The organism is Vallitalea guaymasensis (assembly GCF_018141425.1).
Lineage (GTDB): Bacteria > Bacillota > Clostridia > Lachnospirales > Vallitaleaceae > Vallitalea > Vallitalea guaymasensis.
In genome coordinates this window covers 4,474,035-4,499,104 of the sequence record NZ_CP058561.1, presented here as the reverse complement: position 1 = coordinate 4,499,104, position 25,070 = coordinate 4,474,035, and the positions used below count along the sequence as shown (strand labels likewise).

The window sequence follows — 25,070 nt, the reverse complement described above, 5'->3', positions numbered from 1 at the left end:
TAATCTCCTATTCCACAACTGCGCCTTGTGCAGCGGATTTACTGATTCTTTTATATGTATTTAGGTATCCATCCTTAATATCTTTTTCTCTTTTCACCCAAGATATACGGCGTTTTTCAAGTTCTTCATCATCAACAAGAAGCTCTATTTTTCTTGAATCTATATCAATCTCAATCAGGTCTCCATCTTTTACAAGTCCAAGAACGCCACCTTCATATGCTTCTGGAGAGATATGTCCAACAAAACATCCCCTATTGGAACCTGAAAACCTTCCATCTGTAATAAGGGCACATGTAGAAGATAGATTCATTCCTTCAAGACACTTCATAGGTCGGTACATCTCAGGCATACCTGGACCTCCCTTAGGTCCTTCGTAGGCTAGAACAACAACTGTACCCTCTTGTACATCACCACTTAGTATGCACTTACAAGCTTCTTCTTCACCAACAAAGACTTTTGCTCTACCTGTAAAACTCATCAAGTTTTCTGGAATTGCCGCAGGCTTAACTACAGCACCTGATGGAGCTATATTACCTGTTAATATTGCGACACCACCTGATGATGCAAAAGGTTCATCTATAGAGCTAACTACCTCTCTTCTATTGGAATGTTCATATCTCTTCAAGTTCTCTTTAATGGTCTTTCCGCTTACTGTCATACAATCGTATAGGTTATCTTCTAATTCCTTTAAAACTGCTGGTACACCGCCAGCTTCATAGAAATCTACCATATCATACGGTGAAGCAGGATATATAGATGCTATCTGTGGGATTTTTCTACTGTATTCATCAAATACTTCTAATGGCAACCAACCCAGTCCTGCTTCCTTATATATTGCCTGCAAGTGCATGATACCATTAGTAGAACCGCCAATAGCAGTTAAAACCATGATAGCATTAGCGATAGATTCTTTGGTTATTATACGCCTCGCTGTTATACCTTTTTTGACAAGCTCCAAGATGGCTTCACCTGTTTTATATGCAAACTGCATTCTTTCTGACATGACCGCTGGAACTGTTGCGCATCCAGGTAAACTCATTCCCATAGCTTCAGCCATACAACCCATTGTATTTGCTGTTCCCAACATTGCACATGAACCTACACAAGGCTCTGCCAGATTCTCTATCATCTTGAATTCTTCTTCTGATATCAACTTCCTCTGCTTCCATCCTATAGCCTCAGTGACTATATTTCCATCATAATGTTTACCTTTATAGGATGCTGGAAACATAGGACCTCCATTACAAAATATTGCAGGAATATCTAATCTTCCAGCTGCCATAAGCAACCCTGGTACGATTTTATCGCATGAACCTAGAAGTACCAATCCGTCAAAACGGTGAGCTCTTACCATACATTCAACTGATGATGAGATTATATCCCTAGAAGGAAGAATATATCTCATTCCTTCATGACCTTCTGCAATTCCATCACATGGAGCTATTGTTCCAAATGTCATTGCTGTACCACCAGCAGCCTCTATTCCTTTTTGCACATGCTCGCACATCTCATTTATGTTATAGTGTCCAGGTGTTGCATTAGTATAGGTGTTAACTATACCAATAAGAGGTTTTTGTAAAGCACTATCAGTAAAACCCATTGCTTTATACAACGCTCTTTTCAAAGCTCCATTATCTCCTTCTAACAAAGGATTATAATAACTGTTGTCCATTTCTACACCGCCTTATTTTGCTTACTAAAAGTCATTTGCCGCAACAACTGGTAAAGTGGCTCCACCATCAATAGTTAAGGTTGTTCCTGTTATGTAATCTGCTTTTTCAGAAGCCAAGTATATTACAGCTTGTGCAATTTCTTCTGTTGAAGCAAATCTTCTCAATGGAAGCTTCTTCATAGCCTCATACCTTATATCTCCTTCATCCCAGCCAACATCAGTATATCCAGGTGCAACTGAAACCATTCTGATACCATGATGTGAAAGTTCCATAGCTGCATTTTTAGTGAATTTAGTTACTGCCGCTTTTGTTGGTCCGTAGATTGTAGCTCTAGGCCAGCAACCGTCAACCTGATTAGAGGAAATATTTATTATTACTCCCTTATGATTGGTTTCTACCATTCTTTTAGCAGCTAACTGACTACAGAAGAATAAGCCTTTCCAATCAATTGATGTCATCTGGTCAAACATTTCTTCAGTAGCGTCCAAAAAGTACATTTCACTACTTATCCCTGCATTGTTTACTAGAATATCAATTACAGGATAGAGCTCATATACCTTGTCAAACATAGCTTTGATATCTGACATCTTAGATAAATCCGCATATACTGAATCAGTTTCAACTCCTAGATTCCTTGCGAATTCACATATTTCATCTGCTGCTTCTTTCTGACTTCTATAGTTGACGATTATATTGTAACCTTCTTCAGCCATGGAAAGGGCTATCTGCTTTCCTATTCCTCTTGTTGCTCCAGTAATCAAAGCTACTTTTTTATTTCCCATATCTATATGATTCAACTCCTTTTGTATTAAGTTTTATGGAATATAGATTTCCGCCGTCGCCTTCTTCGCTTCTTGCTGTAGTAATATATAGCGTATCAAGTTCTTCTCCACCAAATGCACAACAGGTTACATTTTTGTCTGGAACTTGGATGGTATATATTATTTCGCTGGTCTTAGGATCAACGCAGTTTACGGAGTATCCACCCCACATGGCTACCCAGAGTCTTCCTTGGGCATCAATGCACATGCCGTCAGGTGATCCTTTTTCATCTTCAAAGGTGAAGACAGTTCTTTTGTTCCCTAGATTTATTTTATCTACTACATCATAAGCGTCGATTTTTCTAGTAACTGTGTCAATATGATAAAATATTGAGCCATCGTTGTTCCATGCTAATCCGTTAGGAATAGTGAAATCATCGTATTTGGCAACAACTTTGTTTTCATTTATACAGTATAAGGCACCTGCACAGAGAGCATCTTCATCTTGCTCTATTTTCATTGTGCCAATCCATAGATTACCGTATTTATCACATTTACCATCATTGAATCGTAGCCCTTCCATAGAGTCTATTTTTATTAGTTGTGTGAATTTAGTGTTTTTTAGGTCTAGATTATAGATTGTGTCCTTGACAGCGCAGATTGGATTATTATCTGCATCAAGTACAACATCACTAATATAGCTTTCTGTAGGTATTTTTGATATTGTTTTATGTACAGGGTCAAATATGTACAAAAAACGGAACTCGATATCTACGAAATAAACTATTTTATTCTTTTTATCCCATATACAGCCTTCTGCAAGCTTACAATTTAATTTTGCCTCACAGATTAGTCCAGATTTAGCTTTTAACAAATCTTGCACAGCAATCACCTACTATTCTTTTTATTAAGTACTAAACAATTAATCATTATCAATTGATTTAATTTGAGTTTAGCATATTATTTTATGAGATTCTATAAATTTTCGGAAATATTTTGGGGTTTGTTTGTACAGAACGGAACTGGGATAGTTTTTTATTTTTATTACTATTGATTTTTGTATCTCCATAAGTTATAATAGTTTTGGAGATACAAAAGGAGGTGAACATTTGTCTGAGAAAAAAATAGGTCGTCCTACGGATAACCCTAAGAATATTTCAGTACGGATTAGAATGGATAAGACTACAGTTGAAAAACTTGATAAATGTTGTGAGATAGAAAAACTTAACCGTTCAGAAATGATTCGTGAGAGTATTCATAGAGCCTACGATAGCCTAGAGGATAAATAAAAGTGATGGTCGCCTGTAAGCTAACACATCACTTCTATATCCACCACTATCAAAAATAGAGGTAAATCTATTATACCCTGTTTACGATAGTAATTCAAGAATGGAGGTATGATTTTATGTTAGATATCACAGAACATTTTAATGTTTTTGCAGTACATATGTTAGATAAGACTTATAGAGATTTTGTTAATACAGATTTAGAATACCAAGAATTAGATTGCTACTTGGAAAATAACAAAGATAGATTTGAGACAATAATCAATTCCTTAAATGAAGAAAATAGTAAGTTTGTAAAAGAATATATTGTTAAACAATCGGATAAATTAACGTGTGCTAATCAATGCTTATATTTAGCTAGTTATAAAGATTGTATTAAGTTGTTGAAGTTGCTTGGTGAATATAAGAATATCTTTTTCAATGTTAAAAAGTCATCTAATAGAGATTTGATCTATTGGGTGACTTTTTTTAGTTATCTTACATGTAATTAGATCTTCCTAATGAATAATTTTACTGGATTATGTATTACTACAGACCCAAAGGCTAAAATCCACCAATTTCAAGGATTTCGAGATTTTTTCTACTACAACAAGTTTTGTAATATTTAGTTGAATATTGATTTGTCTTGTCTAAAATATCGTCAAAAATCTCTTATGCGTATAGTCTCAAACCCTTGCTATACATAACTTTAAACATGATGACAAATTCTGCACCAATAATTTTATAACAATATAAGATTACTTTTTTTGTTTTCTTCACAAGTATTATAACATATTACAACAAAATTTCTATTCTTATTTATAACTATTTCCTTTCATTATCCCAAGTGAACCTGTGATTATATTAATTTTACTCTTGTAGAAAGAAATAGGATTTAGCTTGATATTAACTGCTATTATTTTTAATCATTTAATATATCACTAATTAAACGACCATCTTCCATGTTTGTCATGGTGTAACAATAATAATTGTTTTTCTATGTTGAATAATAGTTTCTTTTAGGATAAAGCAAAGAAATTAAAATAGATGCGTCTTTAACATCCTTAGGTATAAAGACACATCTATATTGCTTTATTAATTTATTTTGTGATAGACCAATAACATTATTAGTATATTGGGTCTTAGAGCAAAATTTATCTACTACATATATTTTTAAAGCTAGCAAATTTCTTTGACCTAGTAATAAAACTATATAACAGAAAAAGTACGAAAATTCTAAATATATTACTCCTAGTCCAATCTCGCTTTATCGTAAAATTCTTTTCTAATATTTCATCTCTTGTTATGACAATTGATATTAGAACATTTTCTACTTGGATTACCTCATTTATGACATCATCATCAGTCGTAAAATTATGATACTCCTTATATCTACCAGGAATAATTCCTTCTTTAAAGAATGCATATCCTATCTGATCATGATATAGTTCATTAGTGTATACAATTATAACTTTATCATTTCTTTTCCAAATATAATTTACTGATACATCTCCTACATTCTTAATATACAATTCACTGCCAGCCATATCTTCTATTGACTTTAGTGAATAGTTATATAAACTCACTTCCCATATCAATAACCCAAGAATAATAATGACCGGCACTATTTTGAGTAGATACTTAAATTTCATAGAATTCTCCAATCTAACGTTATGTAAATCACATAACTATATTATTTAGTAATTGTGATACTTTCGGCTACTTATCATCAGAAACAACTTAAACCAATATACGCTTTATCATTTAGTTTACAGATATTTTACCAGTCTAAACCAGGATATTGATGAGCATAAAACTCGTTGAATAACCATACCGCGACAGCATTATCTTTTCTAGAAATAAATTGAGGGTAGTATCCATCATAGATATATTCTTGGTAATATGAACTCGATTGTGTTTTTACATAATATTTACCACCTTCAAAATCATCTTTGGTTACAGAGGTATATGGAGAATAAGCCTTTAGCTTATAAAAAGTTGCATCAACCGAAACTGTTTCAGTAAAAGCATCTTTAATCTTACCATTTGCAATTGTTACACCGTAATGACCTAGAATAGCACTAATCAAATTTGTCATCTTTGTGCTCAATTTTGCAAATAATGATAATCCTTGCCCTACAAAAAATGCTATAGTTATTGATACTATTGTAGACAATACATCATATTGTTCACCATTAATTACGTATGACACATCATCAGTATCATAGATTTGATACCAAGTTGATAAATCACTATCAATGGTTCCAACATATGGATCAATATAATCCTTATAGTTTACCTTTCCATTATAATACCATGTAGCGCTTGTGGCCATAGGCATTTGTACATCTGAAGCAGATAGTTCGCCATAAACACTTAGTCTATTATTTGCTTTTGGTATTGAAATTATCTTTTTTAATCTCTTGTTCTTTTTGGCATTATGCTCAGATTTTAAAAATCCTTTATTAACATTCTGTTTTTTTAATATACTGATATTGTCTTCATACACATAATGTTTTATCTCTTCATTTTTAAAGTCAATTACATCTTCTGCGATTAAAACTCCATTAGTTAATTGCTTACCTGTCATAGTTCCATCTTGATTATAAGAGTAAGTGATAACATTTAGCTCATCATTTTCACCTTTTACTATTACTTCAATTTGATCTGTTAAATCCTGTACTTCAGCAGCATTTGAACTAGATATATTTAATGTCAAAATACACACCATAAGTATAAGACTAATTATTTTTTTTACATTCATAAATATTCTCCTTTATATATTATGTTATACACACAAAGAAATAGTATATAAACATATTCTTTTTTATTATTATGTTTGCTCTGATAAGAGCAAATAGGATTAAGCAAATAATAAAGTATTAGATTAGTTTAAATACCAACAATAACTTTCAAAAGTAAACATGTTCTTGTTAGTATAGGTAAATATTTCAGATAATTATCTCAATACATTGTATAATAAAATAAATATTTAGTCAATATGTTAATTAGACAAAATTATATATTTTTTGTTATGTTTAGTCAAATAAAGTTATTAAAAACAAGTATTAAAAACAAAATTAATAATTTTTATTCATTTCTATAACAGCAGTTATCACACCTTGCCTTATATAGTCCTTACATGCTAATTATTTAAGCAATATACATTAATTAGGCAATGTATTAATCTTGACAAATGACCCCACATTAGTTATTATAATAATGTACCCACAAAAGAGAGGTGAAAAATAAGTTGGAGAACAAAAAAATTGGTCGTCCTACTGATGCACCTAAGAATAAAACTATAAAATTTAGGATTGATGATGAAACAGATAAAAAACTAGAATATTGTAGCAAAAAACTTAATGAAAGCAAATCTGAGATTCTAAGAAAAGGTGTTTGTAAAGTATATGATGACCTAAATAACAAATAAGAGTTCTGCCGCCCTGGAAAGCATACAAAACTCTTATTACCCACCTTAAATGAAGAAAATAGTAAGTTTGTAAAAGAATATATTGTTAAACAATCGGATAAATTAACGTGTGCTAATCAATGCTTATATTTAGCCAGTTATAAAGATTGTATTAAGTTGTTGAAGTTACTTGGTGTAATATAAGAATGATGATTATTTATTATAATATTAAATCATGATGGATTTAATATTGATGTTGATATAGATGAAAATATATTAGCAAACAAATAATTTATCTATAAATAGCAAGTTTTCTCTGCCTCAAAAACTTTGACTTATTCAATTTGTTTCCTTCTAAAGAACATGTTATAAGTCACATTATTAAACCATTATTAATAAATAAAATATGCGCCAGTTAAATATTTATTATGTAAAAAAAGCAGATATGAATCAATCTGCTTTTTCTAATACCATCAACTATCCATCCTAAAAACAATAATTCTCTCCAAAATTATTATCCCAATAAGTCTCACCATTAACAGTATAATATATCACATACTGTGAAGCAGCACTTGAAGTTGTATCTATGCCATTTTCCTCTAAGTCAATATACCATGATTCAGTACCGTTTGAATAACTACTGTGATAAGTACAATCATAATCCTGATATGTTGCCCAACCATCATTAGTAACACGTACTCTAACAGTTTTATTGTATCCAAGATTTTTTAGATAAAACCATAGATCCTTGGAGCTACTATAAAACTTACTCTCACCTATATTACATTTTGATAATTCAACTTGATGTTTTGACTGGCTAAGATAATAATTATTACCATTGTTATTATCCCAATATGTATTACCATTAACCTCATACTTGATAGCGAATTTACAATAGTTGTCTCCACAATATTGATACTTTACTCTAGTAGTATAAGGTGTATCATATTTCCATATTTCATAACCATTAGGAAGTGTTTTATAATAATGAGCTGATACATCACTCCAATCAGTATCGTTATACATGAAATGAACTGTTACTTTTTTATCATAAGCCAAGTTTTTAACGTATATGTAACCTGATGATGAATAACCTTTAATGTAACCTTTGTAACCATAATCCATATGTAGTTTCGCAGAGTATAATTGTACGTTTTCAGTTTGTGATTGTGCATAAGAAGTAATGTTTAGTATGTTAATAGTCAGTATACAGCAGATAAGAAAACTTGCGATGTTTAATGTTTTATTTTTTAGCATCATAATTCCTCCTTGTATTATTTTTTACAATATATATATTATTCCTCACTTTTTAATTTGTCAATATATTTTTCTTATTTATATAAATATATTCTATTGTCATACTTTACTTTATTAATATAAATATTGTTTCTACAATTATGGTATGGACAAAATCTATAGATTGTAGAATTAAGTATTTAGGGTGTTTATCAATAATCAACATTCTAAGTTTATATGCATAAAAATACATTTAACATAGTTATATTAACTACATCTCAAAGCATCACAACTGCCTTTAACACTATGGTTTACGGTGTTTAGTGTCAATCAATAATACATTTTAATACTAATTTTTATATGCTATAATAATTCATATAAATACTATTGGAGGTTGCTTTATGCCAAAATTTGAAATTATGTGTGATAGCGCATGTGATTTACCTGATTACCTAATCGAAGAATATGATATTAATATAATACCTTTTTATATATCCTTTGATCAGGAAAATTATTTACGGGAAAGAATTGACATAACTATAGATGAATTCTATGATAAATTATATAATAACTTTCCAAAAACATCATTGCCTTCCGTACAAGATTATATTAATAAATTTACGCCCTATGCAGAAGAAGGGAAAAATCTATTATGTATAACCCTCACATCCAAGTTCAGCGGTTCTTATCAATCTGCTGTAAATGCTCGTGAGATCATATTAGAGAAATATCCTGATTTTAATATAACTATTCTTGACTCTAGGTTATGTACAGCTCTACAAGGTTTATTCGTTGTGGAAGTTGCAAGAATGAAAAATGATGGATTATCTCTTGAAGAAGCACTTTTAAAAACAGAAAAAATAATACCTACAGGTAGGATAATGTTTACCATAGGTACACTTGAATACATGCAAAAAAGTGGAAGAATAGGAAAAGTTAGTGCCATAGCAGGTAATATACTTAATCTAAAACCACTTATCGTTGTTAGAGATGGTGAATTATTTCCTTACGGTACAATCCGTGGAAGGAAAAAAGCACTTAAGAAAATAGTTGCTATGACGAAAGAACACTTCAAGAAAACTGGTGAAGACATAGATGATTATAATTTCTGTATAGCTAGAGGACATCATACTGATGAAGCTGAAAAAGTAGCAGATAAAGTTAGAGACCTAGGTGTAAAAGGAGATATGCCTTTCTATCAAGTAGGTTCTACAATAGGAACTAGTTGTGGTCCTGACCCAGTTGGAGTTATTTTTATTAAAAACTATAAATATGTATAATTTCTTGATTTATTGATACAAATATAGTATAATTTTTATTAGTTTAAGGGAGTAGCTTGAAAACTTGGTCTAATGAATGCCAAGTTGAATAGTCAGTCGTCATTACGGTTTATATACCCGGCTGATTAACCATTTGATAACTATGCTTATTATTATATTATCATATAAGTATTATTATAAAATGAAAGCGAGACTTTTACTGTTTAATACAGTAGAAGTCTTTTTTTGTCACAAGCTATTCAATATGTCTAGGAGGATAACATTAATGAAAGAATTTTCACCCTATTTGCTATTTTTGATTGGTTTCATCATGATTATTAAAGGCAGTGATTGGTTCATAGATGCTACCATATGGATAGCCAAAGTATTAAAAGTACCCAATATCATAATAGGCGCAACCCTAGTTAGTATATGTACTACTTTACCAGAGGCAATGGTATCAGGAAGTTCAGCTATTAATGGAAATGCAAGTATAGCGTTTGGTAATGCTCTAGGTTCAATTGCTTGTAATACTGGTTTTATACTGGGTCTAACAATTCTTTTATCAAGACCTGAGATCAAGCAAAAGAAAAAGCTTCGTAGAACAGGATTATTCCTAGTATTTTTATTAAGCTTATTGACTGTTTTTTCTCTTGTATTCGGAGAAATAGCAAGAGTCACAGGATTTATGTTTTTAGGTATTTTAGTACTCTACTTATATAACAATGTGAAAGATGCTAAGATGAGTAGTAGTGAAATCAAGCAAGATGAAGAAATCGAAGTTACAAGAAGTATTATTATCAAAAACATGATATTATTTGCTATAGGTATCACTTTTACAATCATCGGTGCTAATCTTTTAGTTACTAATGGTGAAAAAATCGCTAAGATGTTAGGTGTACCAGATATAATCATAGGTGTTACCCTTACAGCTTTTGGTACTTCCCTACCAGAGTTGGTTACTGCTATTACAGCTATAGTTAAAAAAGCTCATGATATATCTATTGGTAATGTTCTTGGTGCCAACATACTTAATATCATATTGGTTATTGGTTTATCATCTAGTATATTACCATTCAAGATTCAACCTAGCTGGTTAAGCTATCATATACCATTTGTATTTGCTATAGTACTTTTACTTGTTGCATTTACTTTATTTAATAAAAAAAGATTTCACCGTTGGAATGGAGTACTAATGATTGCTACTTACTTTGCTTACATCTATTTCTTAGTATTCTAATTTAGAAATAATTAGATATATTTTATCAAAAAAATAAATTGTTGTATAATAAAATCCTGGGCTAACATCCAGGATTTTATGTTAAGCAAAATTTCTAATGGAGTAAAAAATTTGCAAAACGACTATTTTATTTTTGCTATCTCTTTGGCTTTCTTATCGCCAAAAATATAGTATACAAGTCCAATTACGATCAATAACCCACCTATCACTTTTCCAGTTGAAAAAATTCCTGATTTTGCATAATCAATTAAGATTCCTGTAATCATCTGTCCTAAAAAAATAAGTATGGTAACATACACTGCTGATATTTTGTTGATTAAGAGGTTATTTAAACATATGATAATTGAACCTATCACTCCACCTAACATATAGTAAAATGGAGTATCACCTAATTTATTAAAAGAAAAGTCAAATACGAATCTATTCAAAATCAGGAAAAATATGATTGAACTTATTAATCCTACTAGATAATTAGTTATACTTGACTGAATTAACCCTACTTTTGTTGCTAGATTTCCATTAATTGATATAGAAACAATAACTAATGCCCCTGCTAATAATGCCAGTATAATGTACATTACAGACCTCCTAAAAAGATTTATAAAACAATCATTACGATAATACCAATACTCATTATTGCTATACCAGTTAATTTTCTTATATTTATTTTGTTTTTCTTGACTCCCAATAGTCCAAAGTGATCGATACACATAGATGCAATCAACTGCCCCATCAATCCTAGACTGATCGTTAATGCTGCACCTAATTTATCAAAACATACATTGTTCATTGTAACATTGAATATACCAATAGCTCCTCCGAGAAATAAATATTTTGGAATACCTTTTATACTCTTTATTTTATTACGACTAATTAAGAATATGATACTTGTACCTATCAAACCTGCTAAATGTATTATAATCAATGATTCATTATTTCCTATCTGTTGAGACAATAGTCCATTAAATGAAATCATAAGAGCGATTAAAACCCCGTTAAATATAGCTACAAATTCAAACATAGATGCTCCTCTCAATTTGGATAAGCTATCTTAAAGATTAATTACAAATCTATAAGATAAGTATTTACAAATTACATGTATTAAGATATCATTTATGATACAATATGTAATAGGACATATGTCATAGGAGTTGATTTTTTTGCAAACATATAAAGATATTGAGTTATTCAACATATATAATAAGAAGTATAAATTATATGATATATTCGGGGATGACCTAGATAATTATTATGAATTTCATCTATTTGAAAAGGGTGAATTGATATGTAAGATGGATGAACCTGTTTATTATTTCTACCTTTTGGTAGATGGTAAGGCGAAGGTATTTACCATGTCAGAGGATGGAAGGATTTTGTTACATGAATTCTATAAATCCATAAGTGATTTTGGTGACATTGAAATTCTTAATAACACTAACTACGGGAGTAATGTTGAAGCTATTAAGCAAAGTTTGTTTATAGCTTTTCCTGTTAATTATATAAGTTCTATATGTATGAACAGGAAAAAGTTTTTACAGTATTTATGTGTTAATTTAAGTAGGAAATTTATGAGTAGTTCTAAGAAAAGTTCTTATAATATTTTGTATCCTCTTAAGAATAGGTTGGCTGCGTTTATATTGGAGCATATAACTGTAGAGGGGCAGCGATTGATAACGCTTACTTCTTCTTATAAAGAAATTGCTGAATCACTTGGAACGAGTTATCGTCATTTGTATAGGTGTTTGAATGAATTGAAGTTATTGGGTCTTATTGAGATTGAGGGTAAGCAGATTAGGATTGTTGATGAGGTGAATCTTAGAAAGCTAAGTAAGGAATTATAGATTTAGTAAAATATTTTTAATAGTTCAAATGAGTCAGAAAAAATGTTTTGTTCTGACGTGGTAATTGCAAAATAGTATATGTATATGTTACGCCAGCTACTTGCTCGTCCTGAGCTCTATAAATAAAACAGGACATCGAGTCCAGTTTTATTTCTGACAGTCCAGTAGGGCTGTCAGGTTAAAAGCTGGGTTCGGCGTCCTGCCTCACTACTCCACATATACATATACTATTTTGCTTGTAGTCCCTTCAATGTTATCTCAAAGCATTTTTTCTTCGATTTAGTATGACTTATGGCTAACACAAAGATATTATTTAATACTTATAGAAAAACATAAATTATAAAAAGATATTAGTAGTAATTATCTTATTTCTTTAATATCTTAGCTAATTCCCCAGTGATAACAGGTATAATTGCTAATCCTACTGCTACGCCCATTTGAGTTATGTCTAATGGGAATGTTCTGAAGACAGGTTGTAGGACTGGTATATATACTACTCCTATTAATAGAAGGATAGCTATTAGTACTGAGTAATTTAAGTATTTATTTCCTAGGAAATTCATTTTGAATATTGATAGTGTTTCTGATCTTGCTGAGTAGGCTCTAAGCATTTCGCCTATGATTAGAGTAACGAAACATAGGGTTCTTGCTATGGTAAGTTTGGTATCACTGTCTACGTCACCTGCTAGAATGAATCCTAATTGGTAAGAGACAAGTACTGCTATGGTTAGACCTATGCTTTGGAAAGCTAATGCTATACCCATTTGTCGGTCGACTATAGGTTCTTTGGGGTTTCTAGGTTTTACATTCATTATTCCTTTTTCGCCTTTTTCAAGTCCTAGTGCAAATGCTGGAAATGAATCGGTAATAAGGTTTATCCATAGGAGTTGAATAGGTACTAGTGGAACTTGCCAACCTGATAACATGGCAATGAATATTATTAGAATCTCGCCAATGTTACAGGATAGTAGAAATCCTACAAATTTTCTGATGTTACTGTAGATGATTCGTCCTTCTTCAACTGCGTCTACGATACTTGCAAAGTTATCGTCTGTCAAAATCATGTCAGCTGCTTCTTTTGAAACGTCTGTTCCTGTGATTCCCATGGCGATTCCGATATCGGCTTTTTTTAGTGCTGGGGCATCATTGACACCATCACCGGTCATAGCTGCAACTTCGCCGTTTGATCTTACAGCTTCTACGATCCTGACTTTATGTTCGGGTGAAACTCTTGCAAATACACTGGTGGTTTTGACTTTTTCTTTTAGTTCTACTTCGGAGTAATCGTTGATCTGTGCACCTTCCATAGCTTGTTCTTCGCTATCGATGATACCTATTTGTTTTGCTATTGCGCTACCTGTAACTATGTGGTCTCCAGTTATCATGACAACTCTGATTCCTGCATCTTTGCATAATTTTACTGCATCTTTGGCTTCTTGTCTTGGTGGGTCTATCATGCCTGTAAGACCAACAAAGATTAGATCGTTTTCTTCATTTTCTAATTGGACATCTTCATTTACTTCTTTGTATGCAAATCCCAAAACCCTTAGAGCATTTTTTGCGAAATTTTCATTGACTTCACTAATTTCATCTTTGTGTTCTTTGGTTAGTGGTTGTGGTTTGCCATCTATTATTATTCCTTTACATCTGGATAATATTACATCAGGTGCGCCTTTTGTAAACATAGTGAATGTTCCTTCAACATTATGAAGTGTGGACATTAGCTTTCTATCAGAATCGAAAGGATATTCTTTTAGTCTTGGATATCTGTTATTAAGCTCATCCCTGTCGTATCCTGCTTTGGCTCCTAGAACTATGAGAGCACCTTCTGTTGGGTCTCCGATTATTTCTTCGTCTTTTAATCTTGAATCATTACATAGAATTCCTGCCATGAACATTTTATCTAGTAATTTATTATCTTTTCCGCCACTAGTTATGTCTCCAGCAGTTTTATATCCTGTACCAGATACTTCCCAATGGTTAGTTCCATCAAATACTTTTACAACGGTCATTTTATTTTGTGTCAATGTACCTGTTTTGTCAGTACATATTACAGTTGTACTTCCAAGTGTCTCTACTGCTCCTAGACGCTTCATGATTGCGTGTCTTTTTATCATCCTCTGCATACCCATTGCAAGAACTACGGTAACAACTGCTGGCAGACCTTCTGGTATTGCAGCGACAGCTAGACTTACTGAGGTCATCAATACTTCGATGAAAGGCTGATTCCTTAGTAAACCAAGTACAAATATGATTGCACATACAATTATACATACTATACCTAATAATTTTCCAAAAGCATCCAGCTTCTTTTGTAGAGGTGTCTCTTCTGAAACAGCTTCATTAAGCATAGAAGCGATTTTTCCAATCTCCGTTTCCATTCCAGTACCAACGACTATTCCTTTACCTCTACCATATGTAACGATAGTACTCATATAGGCACAGTTCAATCTATCAGCAATCTGAGATTGTTCATCCAATAAAATTTTTGCATCTTTCTCCACTGCAACTGACTCTCCAGTAAGAGCAGATTCATCAATCTTGAGATTAATGCTTTCTGTTAATCTTATGTCCGCAGGTATATAGTCTCCTGCTTCTAATTCAACAATATCTCCAGGCACTAATTCTTTTGAATCAATACTGGATATCTTACCATCTCGTATGACTTTTGCTCGTGGAGCAGCCATCTCTTTTAATGCTTTCAAGGCATTACTAGCTTTCCTTTCTTGTATAATTCCAAGGGCAGCATTCAGTATGACGATTCCAATGATAACTATTCCATCAACTACTTCACCTATAGATATTGATAAAATACTTGCAGCTATTAGTATAAGTATTATAAAACTGCTGAACTGTTCAATAATCATCTTAAACAATGTCTTGCCTTGTTTTTCTTTCAAGCTGTTGGGACCGTATTTTGTTTGTCTTTTGCTTACTTCTTTGCTATCTAATCCGCCGCTTATGTTAACGTCTAAATCAGCTGCAACATTATCTACATCCATTGAATAATATTTAGCCACCTTAATCCTCCTATTCTAACAATTACAGTTAGCTCCTAATAAAACCAACAATAATATGATAATACCAAATAATGTTAAAAAAATAAAGCTTTAGTATGATTATTTTATTATTTATCCTCTTTATTATTGTGTTCAAGACTATAAATAATTATTAGAAATAAAAAAAAGACATGCTATATATTATAAAGCTATTATTTTATAAGACTTAACACTATAATGCATCTCAGAAAAAACTATAAAATATATTAGTTATTTCTATTATATCATTGCCAACATATTCCACTTATGTAACAATGTAACCATAATATAGAGTGAGCGCTCGTTCTATAAATGCATGTACAGTAATATAATGTTATATAGGTACATTCAACTGTATATGTGTTATATGAAAGGAGGAGATTATGTGACACAGGAATTAACCAAAGCGAACATTAATCTTTATGCTGTACTTCGAAACCTTGAAGACTTATGTGAATTGGATAAGGATATGAAAACCCTTATAAAAGACATAAGCATGAGGATTAAGTTTGTTGTTAAGAACGGTCCAAAAGGATATTTATCCTTTGAAGACGGCACATGCACGTTTAGTAAGATTCTAGACAAATGTAATATTATCCTTTATTTCAAATCTCCACATCATTTCAACCAAATGATTGATGGAAAAGCTAATCCAATACCTCTTAAAGGACTCACAAAAATCAGCTTCCTCAAAAATGAATTCATAACTCTCACAGACAAACTGTCCTATTACTTGAAACCTACTCCATCTCTATTAGAAAACGAAACTTATCTGAAAAATAATACCATACTAACTGCTTACACTGCTTTTTTTGCTCTTGCACAAGTCGGGAACACAGATCCAATAGGAAAACTCAGCGCCAAAAGAATACCAGATGGAATTATCAATGTATCAATAACGGAAAGTAATACGGGAATACATCTTATCGCAAAGAATGGTCATCTGAAAGCAAAGAAAGGATTATCTTCTAATAACAGGGCTTCCATGACCTTCTCAGATATTATCACCACTAATAAGATATTAACTGGTCAGATAGACACCTATTCTTGTATTGCAACTCAAAAGCTTCAAATGAAAGGTTATATTCCTATGCTGGACAATATGAACAAATTACTTGGTCTGGTATCATCCTATCTACAATAAAAAACTATTATTTCTCTTAGAGTAAGGAGGTCAAACAATTGCAAACCTATACTTATAATGAAAATCAAAAGCTGTTCAAGAAAGCTTTGAATTTAATACCTACAGGAGTATATGGACACTTGGGTCCAGCTGAAGGTTGTTTTATACCAGTACAAAGCTACCCATTTTTCTCATCTAGAGCAAAAGGAGCTTATTTCTGGGATGTGGATGGTAATCGTTTCATTGACTATATGTGTGCATATGGTCCCAATGTTCTAGGCTACAATGACGAAGATGTTGATATGGCAGTTGCAGAGCAAATGAAGCTTGGTAACTGTACAACTGCTCCCTCTTCCATCATGGTGGATTTTGCTGAACTTCTGGTTGATACTGTAGAGATGGCTGACTGGGCATTTTTTGCTAAAAATGGTGGAGATGTCACAAGTTTTGCACTTATGATTGCAAAAGCAGCTACTGGAAGGAAGAAAACCATTCTTGTTAATGGTGGTTATCATGGGGTAGCCCCTTGGACACAGAAATTAGGTTATCCGGGTATCTGTAAAGAAGATGTGGTAAATAACATCTACGTAGACTGGAACAACTATGAACAAGTTGAAAAAATCGTTAAGGAGAATCCTAATGATATAGCCTGTTTCATGGCAACTCCTTATCATCATCCAGTATTTACTGACAACGAATTACCCGAAAAAGATTACTGGCAGAAAATCAGGAAACTATGTACGGACTATGGAATAGTATTAGCTATTGATGATGTTAGATGTGGATTCAGATTAGATATGAAAGGTTCAGATCATTACTTTGGTTTCAAAGCTGATTTGATGTGTTTCTGTAAAGCTCTTGGTAATGGCTATAATTTTTCTGCATTATGTGGAACAGATGCCCTGAAAGATGCAGTTTCATCAGTTATGTATACTGGAAGCTACTGGTTGTCTGCTGTACCATTTGCCGCTGGTATAGCATGTATTAAGAAGTTAAAGAAACTGGATGGACCAAAATTGATGCAGGATAAGGGTAAGAAACTCACTGATGGCTTAGTGGAGATAGGTAAAAGTTATGGTTTTAATCTAAAAGTGACAGGAGTTCCATCTATGTGGTACATGAGAATTACTAACGATGATTCTCTAACCCTTCACCAAGAATGGGTTTCAGAATGTGTTAGAAGAGGTGCTTTCTTCGCTAACCATCATAATCTATTCATTAACTGTGCCCTATCTGATGAAGATATAAAACTAACCCATGAAATAGCAGACGAAAGTTTTAAAGTAGTAAAAAATAATCATAAGGAAATATAGATATTTCTTGGAAAGGAGATAATTATGCCATTAACTGACATAGAAATAAAAAACCTAGAGAAAAAAACACATGAATTACGTAGTCTATGCGTTGACACTGTTGTTTGGGCAGGCAGCGGACATATAGGTGGTTCCCTAAGTGCAATGGACATCTTAACTATACTATATTATAAATACCTGAACATTGACCCATCAAAACCTCTATGGGAGGATAGAGACCGTTTTATTCTAAGTAAAGGTCATATTGGTGTAGGTTTCGCACCAGTCCTTGCTGACAAAGGTTACATTGATAAAGAACAACTGAAAGAATATAATCACACAGGTTCTGAACTTGGTATGCACCTTGATTCCAACAAAGTTCCAGGAGTGGATGCATCTACTGGTTCATTGGGTCATGGTCTGCCAATAGCTGTTGGTATGGCATTAGCTGCACGTATAAACAACAAAGATTACAAAACCTATTGTCTACTTGGTGATGGTGAATGTGATGAAGGTTCTGTATGGGAAGCAGCAATGTCAATTGCTCATTATAAAATAACCAATCTGGTAACTATAGTAGATAGGAATCGTTGTATGATTGATGGTCCAACAGAAAATGTTATGTCTCTTGAACCATTTGCAAAAAAATGGGAAGCATTCGGTTTTATTGTAAAAGAAGTAGATGGTCATAATTTCACTGAACTATCAGAAGCCATTGAATACGCATTAGCAGAAGATAAAGCTCCTGTTGTCATCATTGCAAATACCATAAAAGGCTGTGGCATTGATTTTATGGAAGACAACTATAAATGGCATTATGGTGGACTTAATTCTGAAAAGATAGCACAGAGTAAAGAAAGCTTGGAAAAATATTATAAAAAACGTGTGAAAGGAGCATAGACTATGGGTGGTTTAACATATACAATGCTTGATACAACTAATCTTTCAACAGCTGAGATGTATGGTAATGTTCTATGTGAATTAGGCAAAGAACATCCAGAGATTGTAGGACTTTCAGCAGACCTTGCCAAATCTACCAAAATAGGTTTGTTTGCAGAAAAGTTTCCAAATAGATTCTTTAATACAGGAATAGCTGAACAAAACATGTTTGGTATTGCTTCTGGTATGGCAAAATGCGGTCTTGTTCCTTTTGTATCCACTTTTGCAATCTTTACTTCCATGAGAGCACTGGACCAAGTACATACAGACATATGTTATCAGAATCTAAATGTAAAAATGATAGCTACTCATGCAGGATTGTCTTTTGGTCAGGCTGGAACAACTCATCATTGTACAGAAGACATTGCTATAATGCGTTCAATGGCTAATCTAAAAGTTATTGTACCTGCTGATGGTATGGAAACTGCTAATGCAGTTGTTCAAGCTTATGAAACAGAAGGTCCTGTATATATTAGAATCAACAGAGGTTTTGACCAAAAAGTATATGAGAATACTGATTATGATTTTAGAATCGGCAAAGCTCATCAATTGACGGATGGTAATGACTTGACTATCATCGCCTGTGGTTCTTGTGTATATCAAGCTATAGAAGCCACAAAAATCCTTAGCAGTGTTGATGGTATCAAGGCAAGAGTCCTTAATATGCATACAATAAAACCTATAGACAGAGAAGCTGTGTTAAAAGCAGTATATGAGACAAGAAGAATCATAACCGTTGAAGACCATAATGTAATGGGTGGTCTTGGAAGCGCTGTAGCTGAAGTAATCATTGAAAGTGGAAAAGGATGTGCCTTCAGGAAACTTGGTATTCCAGATACCTTCTCCATCATAGGTCTTCATGAAGATTTGATGGCTTATTATGAAATAGATACTAATGGAATAGTAGAAAACGTTCGAAAACTGATTGGTTTGGAATTTGAAGAAGATGAAGATTGGGAAGACGAGGTGTAGATAATGGCTACTAGAGAAGATATTTACGCTAATAAAATATTTCTTAACGCAGTACTTCCATTAGTTAAAACGATTATCTCATCAAATGAAAAGTATGCAAAGAAATTCAAAAATAAGAACGGAATAGTTGGTGTAAGTGCAAAAGACCCTGATGGAAAAGTTGGCACTCATTATATCATTGAAAATGGGGATTTCACAGTTGTAAAAGGTCCTAATGACAAATGTGATGTTGAGCTTGAATTTCGCAGTATAAAAGACCTTAATGACTTTTTCGCAGGTAAGAGCAAAAAACTCCCTAAGATAAAAGGCTGGTATCATGTTGGTCTGCTTACTGCTACTCTATCAGTTCTTATGTATATGGCTAAATTACTTAGTGTCACCGAACCTCCTCAAAACGATGATGAGAAAGATTTAATTGTAAAATTATATTTTTCACTACTATCAACTGGTATAAGTCAGCTTAATAAGACAGGTCATCCAGATGTATCAAAATGGGTTAAGAAAAGTCCCGACCGTATTTTTGCATGGAAAGTGACTGGAAAACCTGAACTCTCTTCTTATATAAGGATAAAAGCAGGAAAATCCAAAGCTGCACGTGGAGAATATAAACGTTCCAAGCCATTTTTTACTATGCGTTTCGATTGTACTGATAGTGCACTTGGAACACTTTTAGGCATTGATGATATGATTGAAGCTACTATAACAGAAAAACTGATTATGGAGGGTGCACCTGAATTTGGAGCACAACTTGGTGAATATATGTTACTTGTCGGTTCCTATGCAAAAGGAAGTTGATTATATTTCAATAACTTTGGAAAGGAATGTATTAACATGAAAATAAGGTCATTAAGTCACGTAGGAATTACAGTCTCTAATTTTGAAGATGCTGTAGACTTCTATAGCAAAACTTTTGGTTTTAGATTAATCAGTGAACAGTCATTGGGAAAAGAAAAAGTTAACAAATTATACGACTTATATCAATTAAAAAATGCAAAAGTCCGTTTTGGTTTTTTACGAGCTCCAAAAGGTGGTGTGGTCGAGATATTTGAATTCTTCCCTAGTGTACCTAGCGAACATCCAGTATGGAATAAACCAGGACCAACACATTTCACTTTGGATGTAAAAAATGTTAAGAAGTGGTATAATGTATTAAAGGCTAAGGGCATAACATTTTTATGCGAACCTCAAAATACTGATGGCACTGAGTGGGTTTTCATGAAAGACCCTGACGGGAATCTCATAGAACTTATCGATCTGAAATTGAACTATACAATAATAAGAGTCATAGGAGGATTAGTCGGTTACATAATGTCAAAGACAAAATTCAAGAAATATTATTAGTATATATTTATTACATGTTTTTTTGTTTACAAAGGGGGTTAAAATGAATACTACACTAAACACTAAAGAAATTACTGGTAGAACTAAATATCATAAAAGTACTTTTGATAAGATATCTGAAGAACGCAAACAACGGATTATGGATGTTGCAACTGCGGAATTCGCTGCAAATGGATATAATGCATCTAACATCAATACAATAGCAAAAAAAGCAGAAATAAGTATTGGATCAATGTATAGTTATTTTGCCTCCAAAGAAGATTTATTTCTAACAATTGTGGATGAGTGTTTTGGGGTTCTAGAATCAGTGTTATATTCTATAGACATTGAAGAAGGTGATATTTTCTATATCCTTGAGAAACTGCTGAGAGCTTCTAGACATTATGCAATCAAATATCCTGAATTCAATCAGATATATCTTGATGTCACTACTCAAGCATTAAGCAAATTTTCTAATAGACTCTCTCATAAATTAGAAGACATAACAGCTAATTTTTACATGGATATACTGGAATCTGCAAAAGTAAGTAATCTTATTGATAAGAATATGAATTACAACGTAGCTTCTTTTTGCATTGATAATCTGATTATCATGTTTCAATTTTCATATACATCTGATTACTACAGAGAGCGCATGAAAATATTTACAGGATACGATACTATTGATAATGAAGAAATGGTTATCAAAGAAATCCTGCAATTCATGAAAAAAGCTCTATTATAATAACCACAAAACAAACCCCAATGCATTAAAAATTCTATGCATTGGGGTCTATTATTACATACAATTACTTCTAAAATGTTGGAAGATTATCCAGATTATTATCTGTTGTTCCATCTGGATCAGCTCTTAGAAACTCTACACCATTTTTAGCTCTACTTACGTTAACGCCATCAATCTGATTTTCTTGAGCCATCTTAATAGCATCTTCGATAGGATAAGAGTTACCATCATCAAGCATAACATTTGTTATCTTACCATAACCATCTTTTCTTACTTTAGTGATTCTAGCTTTTTCCATTGAAATCCTCCTTTATAGTACAAAGCTCACTCTCTTTGATAAGCAATGTAATTATGTCAGTAGATTACTTTTGATAAATTAATAATTACACTCTTATTTTGTACCATTTAAGGAAAAATATTCATTAATTTGTATTTTATAGAATATATGAACTAAACATAAATCTTTTTAACATATTCTGATGTGAATAAACTTAATACACTGCCGTATTTCAAAGAAAATCTTAGTATACTTCCAACAGAATAATTCTCATTGCTATCAGTTACATCCAATATCAAGTGATCACTGCTGGAACCGATAATTTCAACGTTTTTATCACCTGGCAATATATCTGTAGGATCAACATCCTGCCTTCCAATAGCACATATAGCTCTTTTTCGTATACCTTTATCATTGAAGGAAGGTACATTACCAAAAGCATCCATACCAATAGTACCTATAGGCAATGATGGTTTATCCTGCAACTCTATTATCTCACATTGTAGAGTCATTGCATCTTGATAAGTATCTTCAATGGTATTTCCATAAGCTGTCTCTCTTCCAAGTACAATTGATTCTCCCAGCCTTAATTGATTAATTCCTTTTGGCATATCTCCTTCTTCAATCAGATGTAGACTACTAGAATTTCCTCCCGACACCACTTTCAGATTCAATTTGTATTTCTTTCTAATAGTCTCTTTCAAAGTTAATAGACGCTGAAGATTAGATTTCTCTGGAAGAATACCACCGTAACATGTTAGATTAGTTCCTATTCCAATCAAGTCGATATTGTCTAATGAGATCATTATTTCAACCGTTTCAAATATCTCTTCTTCATCAAAAATACCTTCCCTAAGGTCTCCTAAGTCAACCATTAAAATTATCTTATGCCTGAGATTCCTTTTTTTAGCTTCTTTTGATAATCTTCTAATAGTTGAGATTTCAGAATTAAGAGATATATCAGCATACTGGACTACTTCCTCTGCTTCGCTTATCATAGGTAGTCTAAGTAATAGTTTTGGAAGCTTGAAACGCTTCAATTTCTTGAGATTCTCTATACGTGAATCTCCTATTACTCTTATACCTCCTTTTACCATCTCCCTTACTATCTTAGGTTTACCACAGAAAACTTTGGTAACTCCAACCACATCTATATTGTTTTCATTACACATTTCAACTAATTTCTTCGTATTATTTCTAATTTTTACAAGATTTATTTCGACTCTTGGATAACACATTATAACCTCCTATAGAACAATACAAATATTAATAAATAATTTAAAAGCTATTTTTTATCTTGTTCTAAGCTTTCTAATAGTAATTTTAGTGCTCCTTTTGGATATTTTTCTGATATTACACCTAATGAGGCCATTATATATAATCTGTCAACTAATATTCTCACATCTTTTGAGGGCAATAATTCGTCTCCATTACCCTGTACCATCTTTCTGAGAATATCTATTCCTTCAAGTCTAGTTAATGCACCACCTGTTCCTATTATGTACTTTACATTAGTTAAATCTTTTCCTTCAGCTATAGTCTTTTTACCTGTTGTACCATATAGATACCTTAAGGTTCCTGCATGTCTTTTAATAGCAATGGTACTAGCTTCAAGAGTTAATTGTTTTATCAGATCCTTCTGAAGTTTTGTTTCAGGAATAGGTTTGTAGTTATCTATAATCTCTTGTAGAACAGCCATATCAATATTCATTTTTCTAGAAAGCTCTTCCAAAGTCATATTGTCTATTATATTATTAACATTAATATAAACTCCAAGATCACCTTCAACTGTACGTTTTGCCATTGGTTCTGGACTTACTAATATTTCATTGATCTCATCACTACCCATTGTCACAGAATGGACATCTGTGGTAGCTCCACCTACATCTACAACTACCAAATCTCCTATTTCCTTTTCTAATAATTGAGTTGCTTTCATAACAGCCCCAGGTGTAGGTAATATATTCATATTTACCAGTTCTCGTACCTTCTCCATACCTGGTGCTTTTGTTATGTGTTCCTCAAAGACTTCTTGAATTTTCAATCTTGTGGGTTTCACATTAAGCTTATCAATCTTAGGATATACATTCTCCACAATATAAACTCGCCTTGAAACTTCTTCAAATATTTCTCTGATTTCTTCTTGATTCTGAACATTGCCTGCATATATGACAGGTGTATCCTTCAACTCTTCTATACCAGCAATACACTCTGCATTATATAACGCAGTATCCCTCTCCCCGAAATCAACTCCACCTGCTAATAAAATGATATTGGGTCTGATTTCTTTTAACGTCTTGATATCCGTTCTTCTTAGTTTCCCTGAAGTTATGAATTTGATGTTGGCACCTGCTCCTAATGCAGCTTCTTTTGCAGCTTTTACTGTCATGTCATGAACCAAGCCATGAACAGTCATCCTAAGTCCCCCGGCAGCACTACTGGTAGCAAAGAATTCATCGTATTCAATAAAAGGGGCATCCAAGTTTTTCTTCAAATCATTAAAAGCATGCTTAAGCCCTTTTGTCACATCTCCTTCAAGAACAGTTGTATAGGATTGACCTTGACCAACAAATTTGGGATGATCTGTTTCCATATCCGCAAATGCATTAACAACTGTAGTTGTACTTCCTATCTCAGCTGAAATAAGATCCACTTTCATTTTTATCACTCATTTCTT

Annotated in this window: 25 protein-coding genes; 13 read left to right on the top strand and 12 right to left on the bottom strand. The window is 32.6% G+C overall.

The window, feature by feature from the left end; genetic code table 11:
- Positions 1-7: 7 nt before the first annotated feature.
- Genes ilvD through HYG85_RS19270 form a run of 3 tightly spaced genes read right to left on the bottom strand, consistent with a single transcriptional unit; the run spans position 8 to position 3,317 of the window.
- Positions 8-1,672: a dihydroxy-acid dehydratase gene (gene ilvD, locus HYG85_RS19280; RefSeq protein ID WP_212691035.1), complete on the bottom strand. Its 1,665-nt coding sequence runs from the start codon at positions 1,670-1,672 to the stop codon at positions 8-10.
- Between the two features lie 24 nt (positions 1,673-1,696).
- Positions 1,697-2,455: an SDR family NAD(P)-dependent oxidoreductase gene (locus HYG85_RS19275; RefSeq protein ID WP_212691034.1), complete on the bottom strand. Its 759-nt coding sequence runs from the start codon at positions 2,453-2,455 to the stop codon at positions 1,697-1,699.
- Positions 2,445-3,317 (bottom strand): SMP-30/gluconolactonase/LRE family protein, encoded by an 873-nt coding sequence (locus HYG85_RS19270; RefSeq protein WP_212691033.1) that lies wholly within the window; start codon positions 3,315-3,317, stop codon positions 2,445-2,447. The genes HYG85_RS19275 and HYG85_RS19270 overlap by 11 nt, the downstream gene beginning before the upstream one ends.
- Positions 3,318-3,543: 226 nt before the next feature.
- Between HYG85_RS19270 and HYG85_RS19265 the strand changes: the two genes are divergently transcribed.
- Together HYG85_RS19265 and HYG85_RS19260 are read left to right on the top strand one after the other, a co-directional pair.
- Entirely contained in the window at positions 3,544-3,723 is a 180-nt protein-coding gene (locus HYG85_RS19265; protein WP_113671360.1) for a ribbon-helix-helix protein, CopG family, read from the top strand.
- 116 nt (positions 3,724-3,839) lie between these two features.
- Complete coding sequence (locus tag HYG85_RS19260; protein WP_212691032.1) at positions 3,840-4,211, top strand: hypothetical protein; 372 nt, start codon at positions 3,840-3,842, stop codon at positions 4,209-4,211.
- Positions 4,212-4,853: 642 nt separating this feature from the next.
- Here the strand turns inward: HYG85_RS19260 and HYG85_RS19255 are convergent.
- Positions 4,854-5,351, bottom strand: a complete 498-nt coding sequence (locus HYG85_RS19255; protein ID WP_212691031.1) for a hypothetical protein — start codon at positions 5,349-5,351, stop codon at positions 4,854-4,856.
- A gap of 128 nt (positions 5,352-5,479) precedes the next feature.
- Entirely contained in the window at positions 5,480-6,463 is a 984-nt protein-coding gene (locus tag HYG85_RS19250) for a hypothetical protein (RefSeq protein ID WP_212691030.1), read from the bottom strand.
- Between the two features lie 489 nt (positions 6,464-6,952).
- Here HYG85_RS19250 and HYG85_RS19245 point away from each other — a divergent pair, with 489 nt between their 5' ends.
- A complete protein-coding gene (locus HYG85_RS19245; RefSeq protein ID WP_212691029.1) occupies positions 6,953-7,132 on the top strand; it encodes a ribbon-helix-helix domain-containing protein in 180 nt (59 codons plus the stop codon).
- A gap of 465 nt (positions 7,133-7,597) precedes the next feature.
- Here HYG85_RS19245 and HYG85_RS19240 read toward each other — a convergent pair whose 3' ends face one another.
- Positions 7,598-8,368, bottom strand: a complete 771-nt coding sequence (locus tag HYG85_RS19240; protein WP_212691028.1) for a carbohydrate-binding protein — start codon at positions 8,366-8,368, stop codon at positions 7,598-7,600.
- A 380-nt stretch (positions 8,369-8,748) separates the two neighbouring features.
- Between HYG85_RS19240 and HYG85_RS19235 the strand changes: the two genes are divergently transcribed.
- Positions 8,749-9,627, top strand: a complete 879-nt coding sequence (locus tag HYG85_RS19235; protein ID WP_212691027.1) for a DegV family protein — start codon at positions 8,749-8,751, stop codon at positions 9,625-9,627.
- 265 nt (positions 9,628-9,892) lie between these two features.
- The gene (locus HYG85_RS19230; protein WP_212691026.1) at positions 9,893-10,846 is read left to right on the top strand and encodes a calcium/sodium antiporter; all 954 of its coding nucleotides are present in this window, start codon (positions 9,893-9,895) and stop codon (positions 10,844-10,846) included.
- A 122-nt stretch (positions 10,847-10,968) separates the two neighbouring features.
- On the opposite strand, the gene HYG85_RS19225 is transcribed toward HYG85_RS19230, so the two are convergent.
- Complete coding sequence (locus tag HYG85_RS19225; protein WP_212691025.1) at positions 10,969-11,424, bottom strand: DMT family transporter; 456 nt, start codon at positions 11,422-11,424, stop codon at positions 10,969-10,971.
- A 20-nt stretch (positions 11,425-11,444) separates the two neighbouring features.
- Positions 11,445-11,867, bottom strand: coding sequence for a DMT family transporter (locus HYG85_RS19220; RefSeq protein ID WP_212691024.1), 423 nt, complete (start codon positions 11,865-11,867; stop codon positions 11,445-11,447).
- Between the two features lie 139 nt (positions 11,868-12,006).
- Between HYG85_RS19220 and HYG85_RS19215 the strand changes: the two genes are divergently transcribed.
- Positions 12,007-12,687: a cyclic nucleotide-binding domain-containing protein gene (locus tag HYG85_RS19215; RefSeq protein WP_212691023.1), complete on the top strand. Its 681-nt coding sequence runs from the start codon at positions 12,007-12,009 to the stop codon at positions 12,685-12,687.
- Positions 12,688-13,052: 365 nt separating this feature from the next.
- Here HYG85_RS19215 and HYG85_RS19210 read toward each other — a convergent pair whose 3' ends face one another.
- A complete protein-coding gene (locus tag HYG85_RS19210; protein WP_244971224.1) occupies positions 13,053-15,707 on the bottom strand; it encodes a calcium-translocating P-type ATPase, PMCA-type in 2,655 nt (884 codons plus the stop codon).
- Positions 15,708-16,110: 403 nt separating this feature from the next.
- Between HYG85_RS19210 and HYG85_RS19205 the strand changes: the two genes are divergently transcribed.
- From HYG85_RS19205 to HYG85_RS19175, 7 genes are read left to right on the top strand one after another with little or no spacing between them, the layout of a single operon-like run.
- Positions 16,111-16,869 carry a hypothetical protein gene (locus HYG85_RS19205; RefSeq protein ID WP_212691022.1) on the top strand — a complete coding sequence of 253 codons (759 nt, stop codon included), beginning with the start codon at positions 16,111-16,113 and terminating at the stop codon, positions 16,867-16,869.
- Positions 16,870-16,907: 38 nt separating this feature from the next.
- Positions 16,908-18,161 (top strand): aminotransferase class III-fold pyridoxal phosphate-dependent enzyme, encoded by a 1,254-nt coding sequence (locus tag HYG85_RS19200; protein WP_212691021.1) that lies wholly within the window; start codon positions 16,908-16,910, stop codon positions 18,159-18,161.
- 24 nt (positions 18,162-18,185) lie between these two features.
- Positions 18,186-19,040, top strand: a complete 855-nt coding sequence (locus HYG85_RS19195) for a transketolase (protein ID WP_212691020.1) — start codon at positions 18,186-18,188, stop codon at positions 19,038-19,040.
- A 3-nt stretch (positions 19,041-19,043) separates the two neighbouring features.
- Positions 19,044-20,051, top strand: coding sequence for a transketolase family protein (locus HYG85_RS19190; RefSeq protein ID WP_212691019.1), 1,008 nt, complete (start codon positions 19,044-19,046; stop codon positions 20,049-20,051).
- A gap of 3 nt (positions 20,052-20,054) precedes the next feature.
- On the top strand, positions 20,055-20,846 hold the full coding sequence (locus tag HYG85_RS19185) for a hypothetical protein (protein WP_212691018.1): 792 nt from the start codon (positions 20,055-20,057) through the stop codon (positions 20,844-20,846).
- A gap of 36 nt (positions 20,847-20,882) precedes the next feature.
- Positions 20,883-21,392, top strand: coding sequence for a VOC family protein (locus HYG85_RS19180; protein WP_212691017.1), 510 nt, complete (start codon positions 20,883-20,885; stop codon positions 21,390-21,392).
- A gap of 43 nt (positions 21,393-21,435) precedes the next feature.
- Complete coding sequence (locus tag HYG85_RS19175) at positions 21,436-22,116, top strand: TetR/AcrR family transcriptional regulator (RefSeq protein ID WP_212691016.1); 681 nt, start codon at positions 21,436-21,438, stop codon at positions 22,114-22,116.
- 70 nt (positions 22,117-22,186) lie between these two features.
- Here the strand turns inward: HYG85_RS19175 and HYG85_RS19170 are convergent, their stop codons facing one another.
- The 3 genes from HYG85_RS19170 to HYG85_RS19160 form a co-directional block, all read right to left on the bottom strand.
- Positions 22,187-22,414, bottom strand: a complete 228-nt coding sequence (locus HYG85_RS19170; protein WP_113671376.1) for a DUF3892 domain-containing protein — start codon at positions 22,412-22,414, stop codon at positions 22,187-22,189.
- A 152-nt stretch (positions 22,415-22,566) separates the two neighbouring features.
- Positions 22,567-23,631 carry an ornithine racemase Orr gene (gene orr, locus HYG85_RS19165; RefSeq protein ID WP_212691015.1) on the bottom strand — a complete coding sequence of 355 codons (1,065 nt, stop codon included), beginning with the start codon at positions 23,629-23,631 and terminating at the stop codon, positions 22,567-22,569.
- A 47-nt stretch (positions 23,632-23,678) separates the two neighbouring features.
- A complete protein-coding gene (locus HYG85_RS19160; RefSeq protein ID WP_212693798.1) occupies positions 23,679-25,052 on the bottom strand; it encodes a GlmL-related ornithine degradation protein in 1,374 nt (457 codons plus the stop codon).
- Positions 25,053-25,070: the final 18 nt, after the last annotated feature.

Excerpts from the sequence above, each read along its gene's own strand:
- HYG85_RS19160 (WP_212693798.1), bottom strand. The coding sequence starts at position 25,052 with ATGAAAGTGGATCTTATTTCAGCTGAGATAGGAAGTACAACTACAGTT.
- orr (WP_212691015.1), bottom strand. The coding sequence starts at position 23,631 with ATGTGTTATCCAAGAGTCGAAATAAATCTTGTAAAAATTAGAAATAAT.
- HYG85_RS19230 (WP_212691026.1), top strand. The coding sequence starts at position 9,893 with ATGAAAGAATTTTCACCCTATTTGCTATTTTTGATTGGTTTCATCATG.
- HYG85_RS19190 (WP_212691019.1), top strand. The coding sequence starts at position 19,044 with ATGGGTGGTTTAACATATACAATGCTTGATACAACTAATCTTTCAACA.
- HYG85_RS19275 (WP_212691034.1), bottom strand. The coding sequence starts at position 2,455 with ATGGGAAATAAAAAAGTAGCTTTGATTACTGGAGCAACAAGAGGAATA.
- HYG85_RS19180 (WP_212691017.1), top strand. The coding sequence starts at position 20,883 with ATGAAAATAAGGTCATTAAGTCACGTAGGAATTACAGTCTCTAATTTT.
- HYG85_RS19260 (WP_212691032.1), top strand. The coding sequence starts at position 3,840 with ATGTTAGATATCACAGAACATTTTAATGTTTTTGCAGTACATATGTTA.
- HYG85_RS19255 (WP_212691031.1), bottom strand. The coding sequence starts at position 5,351 with ATGAAATTTAAGTATCTACTCAAAATAGTGCCGGTCATTATTATTCTT.
- HYG85_RS19250 (WP_212691030.1), bottom strand. The coding sequence starts at position 6,463 with ATGAATGTAAAAAAAATAATTAGTCTTATACTTATGGTGTGTATTTTG.
- HYG85_RS19195 (WP_212691020.1), top strand. The coding sequence starts at position 18,186 with ATGCCATTAACTGACATAGAAATAAAAAACCTAGAGAAAAAAACACAT.
- HYG85_RS19185 (WP_212691018.1), top strand. The coding sequence starts at position 20,055 with ATGGCTACTAGAGAAGATATTTACGCTAATAAAATATTTCTTAACGCA.
- HYG85_RS19175 (WP_212691016.1), top strand. The coding sequence starts at position 21,436 with ATGAATACTACACTAAACACTAAAGAAATTACTGGTAGAACTAAATAT.
- HYG85_RS19220 (WP_212691024.1), bottom strand. The coding sequence starts at position 11,867 with ATGTTTGAATTTGTAGCTATATTTAACGGGGTTTTAATCGCTCTTATG.
- HYG85_RS19225 (WP_212691025.1), bottom strand. The coding sequence starts at position 11,424 with ATGTACATTATACTGGCATTATTAGCAGGGGCATTAGTTATTGTTTCT.
- HYG85_RS19170 (WP_113671376.1), bottom strand. The coding sequence starts at position 22,414 with ATGGAAAAAGCTAGAATCACTAAAGTAAGAAAAGATGGTTATGGTAAG.
- HYG85_RS19235 (WP_212691027.1), top strand. The coding sequence starts at position 8,749 with ATGCCAAAATTTGAAATTATGTGTGATAGCGCATGTGATTTACCTGAT.
- HYG85_RS19240 (WP_212691028.1), bottom strand. The coding sequence starts at position 8,368 with ATGCTAAAAAATAAAACATTAAACATCGCAAGTTTTCTTATCTGCTGT.
- ilvD (WP_212691035.1), bottom strand. The coding sequence starts at position 1,672 with ATGGACAACAGTTATTATAATCCTTTGTTAGAAGGAGATAATGGAGCT.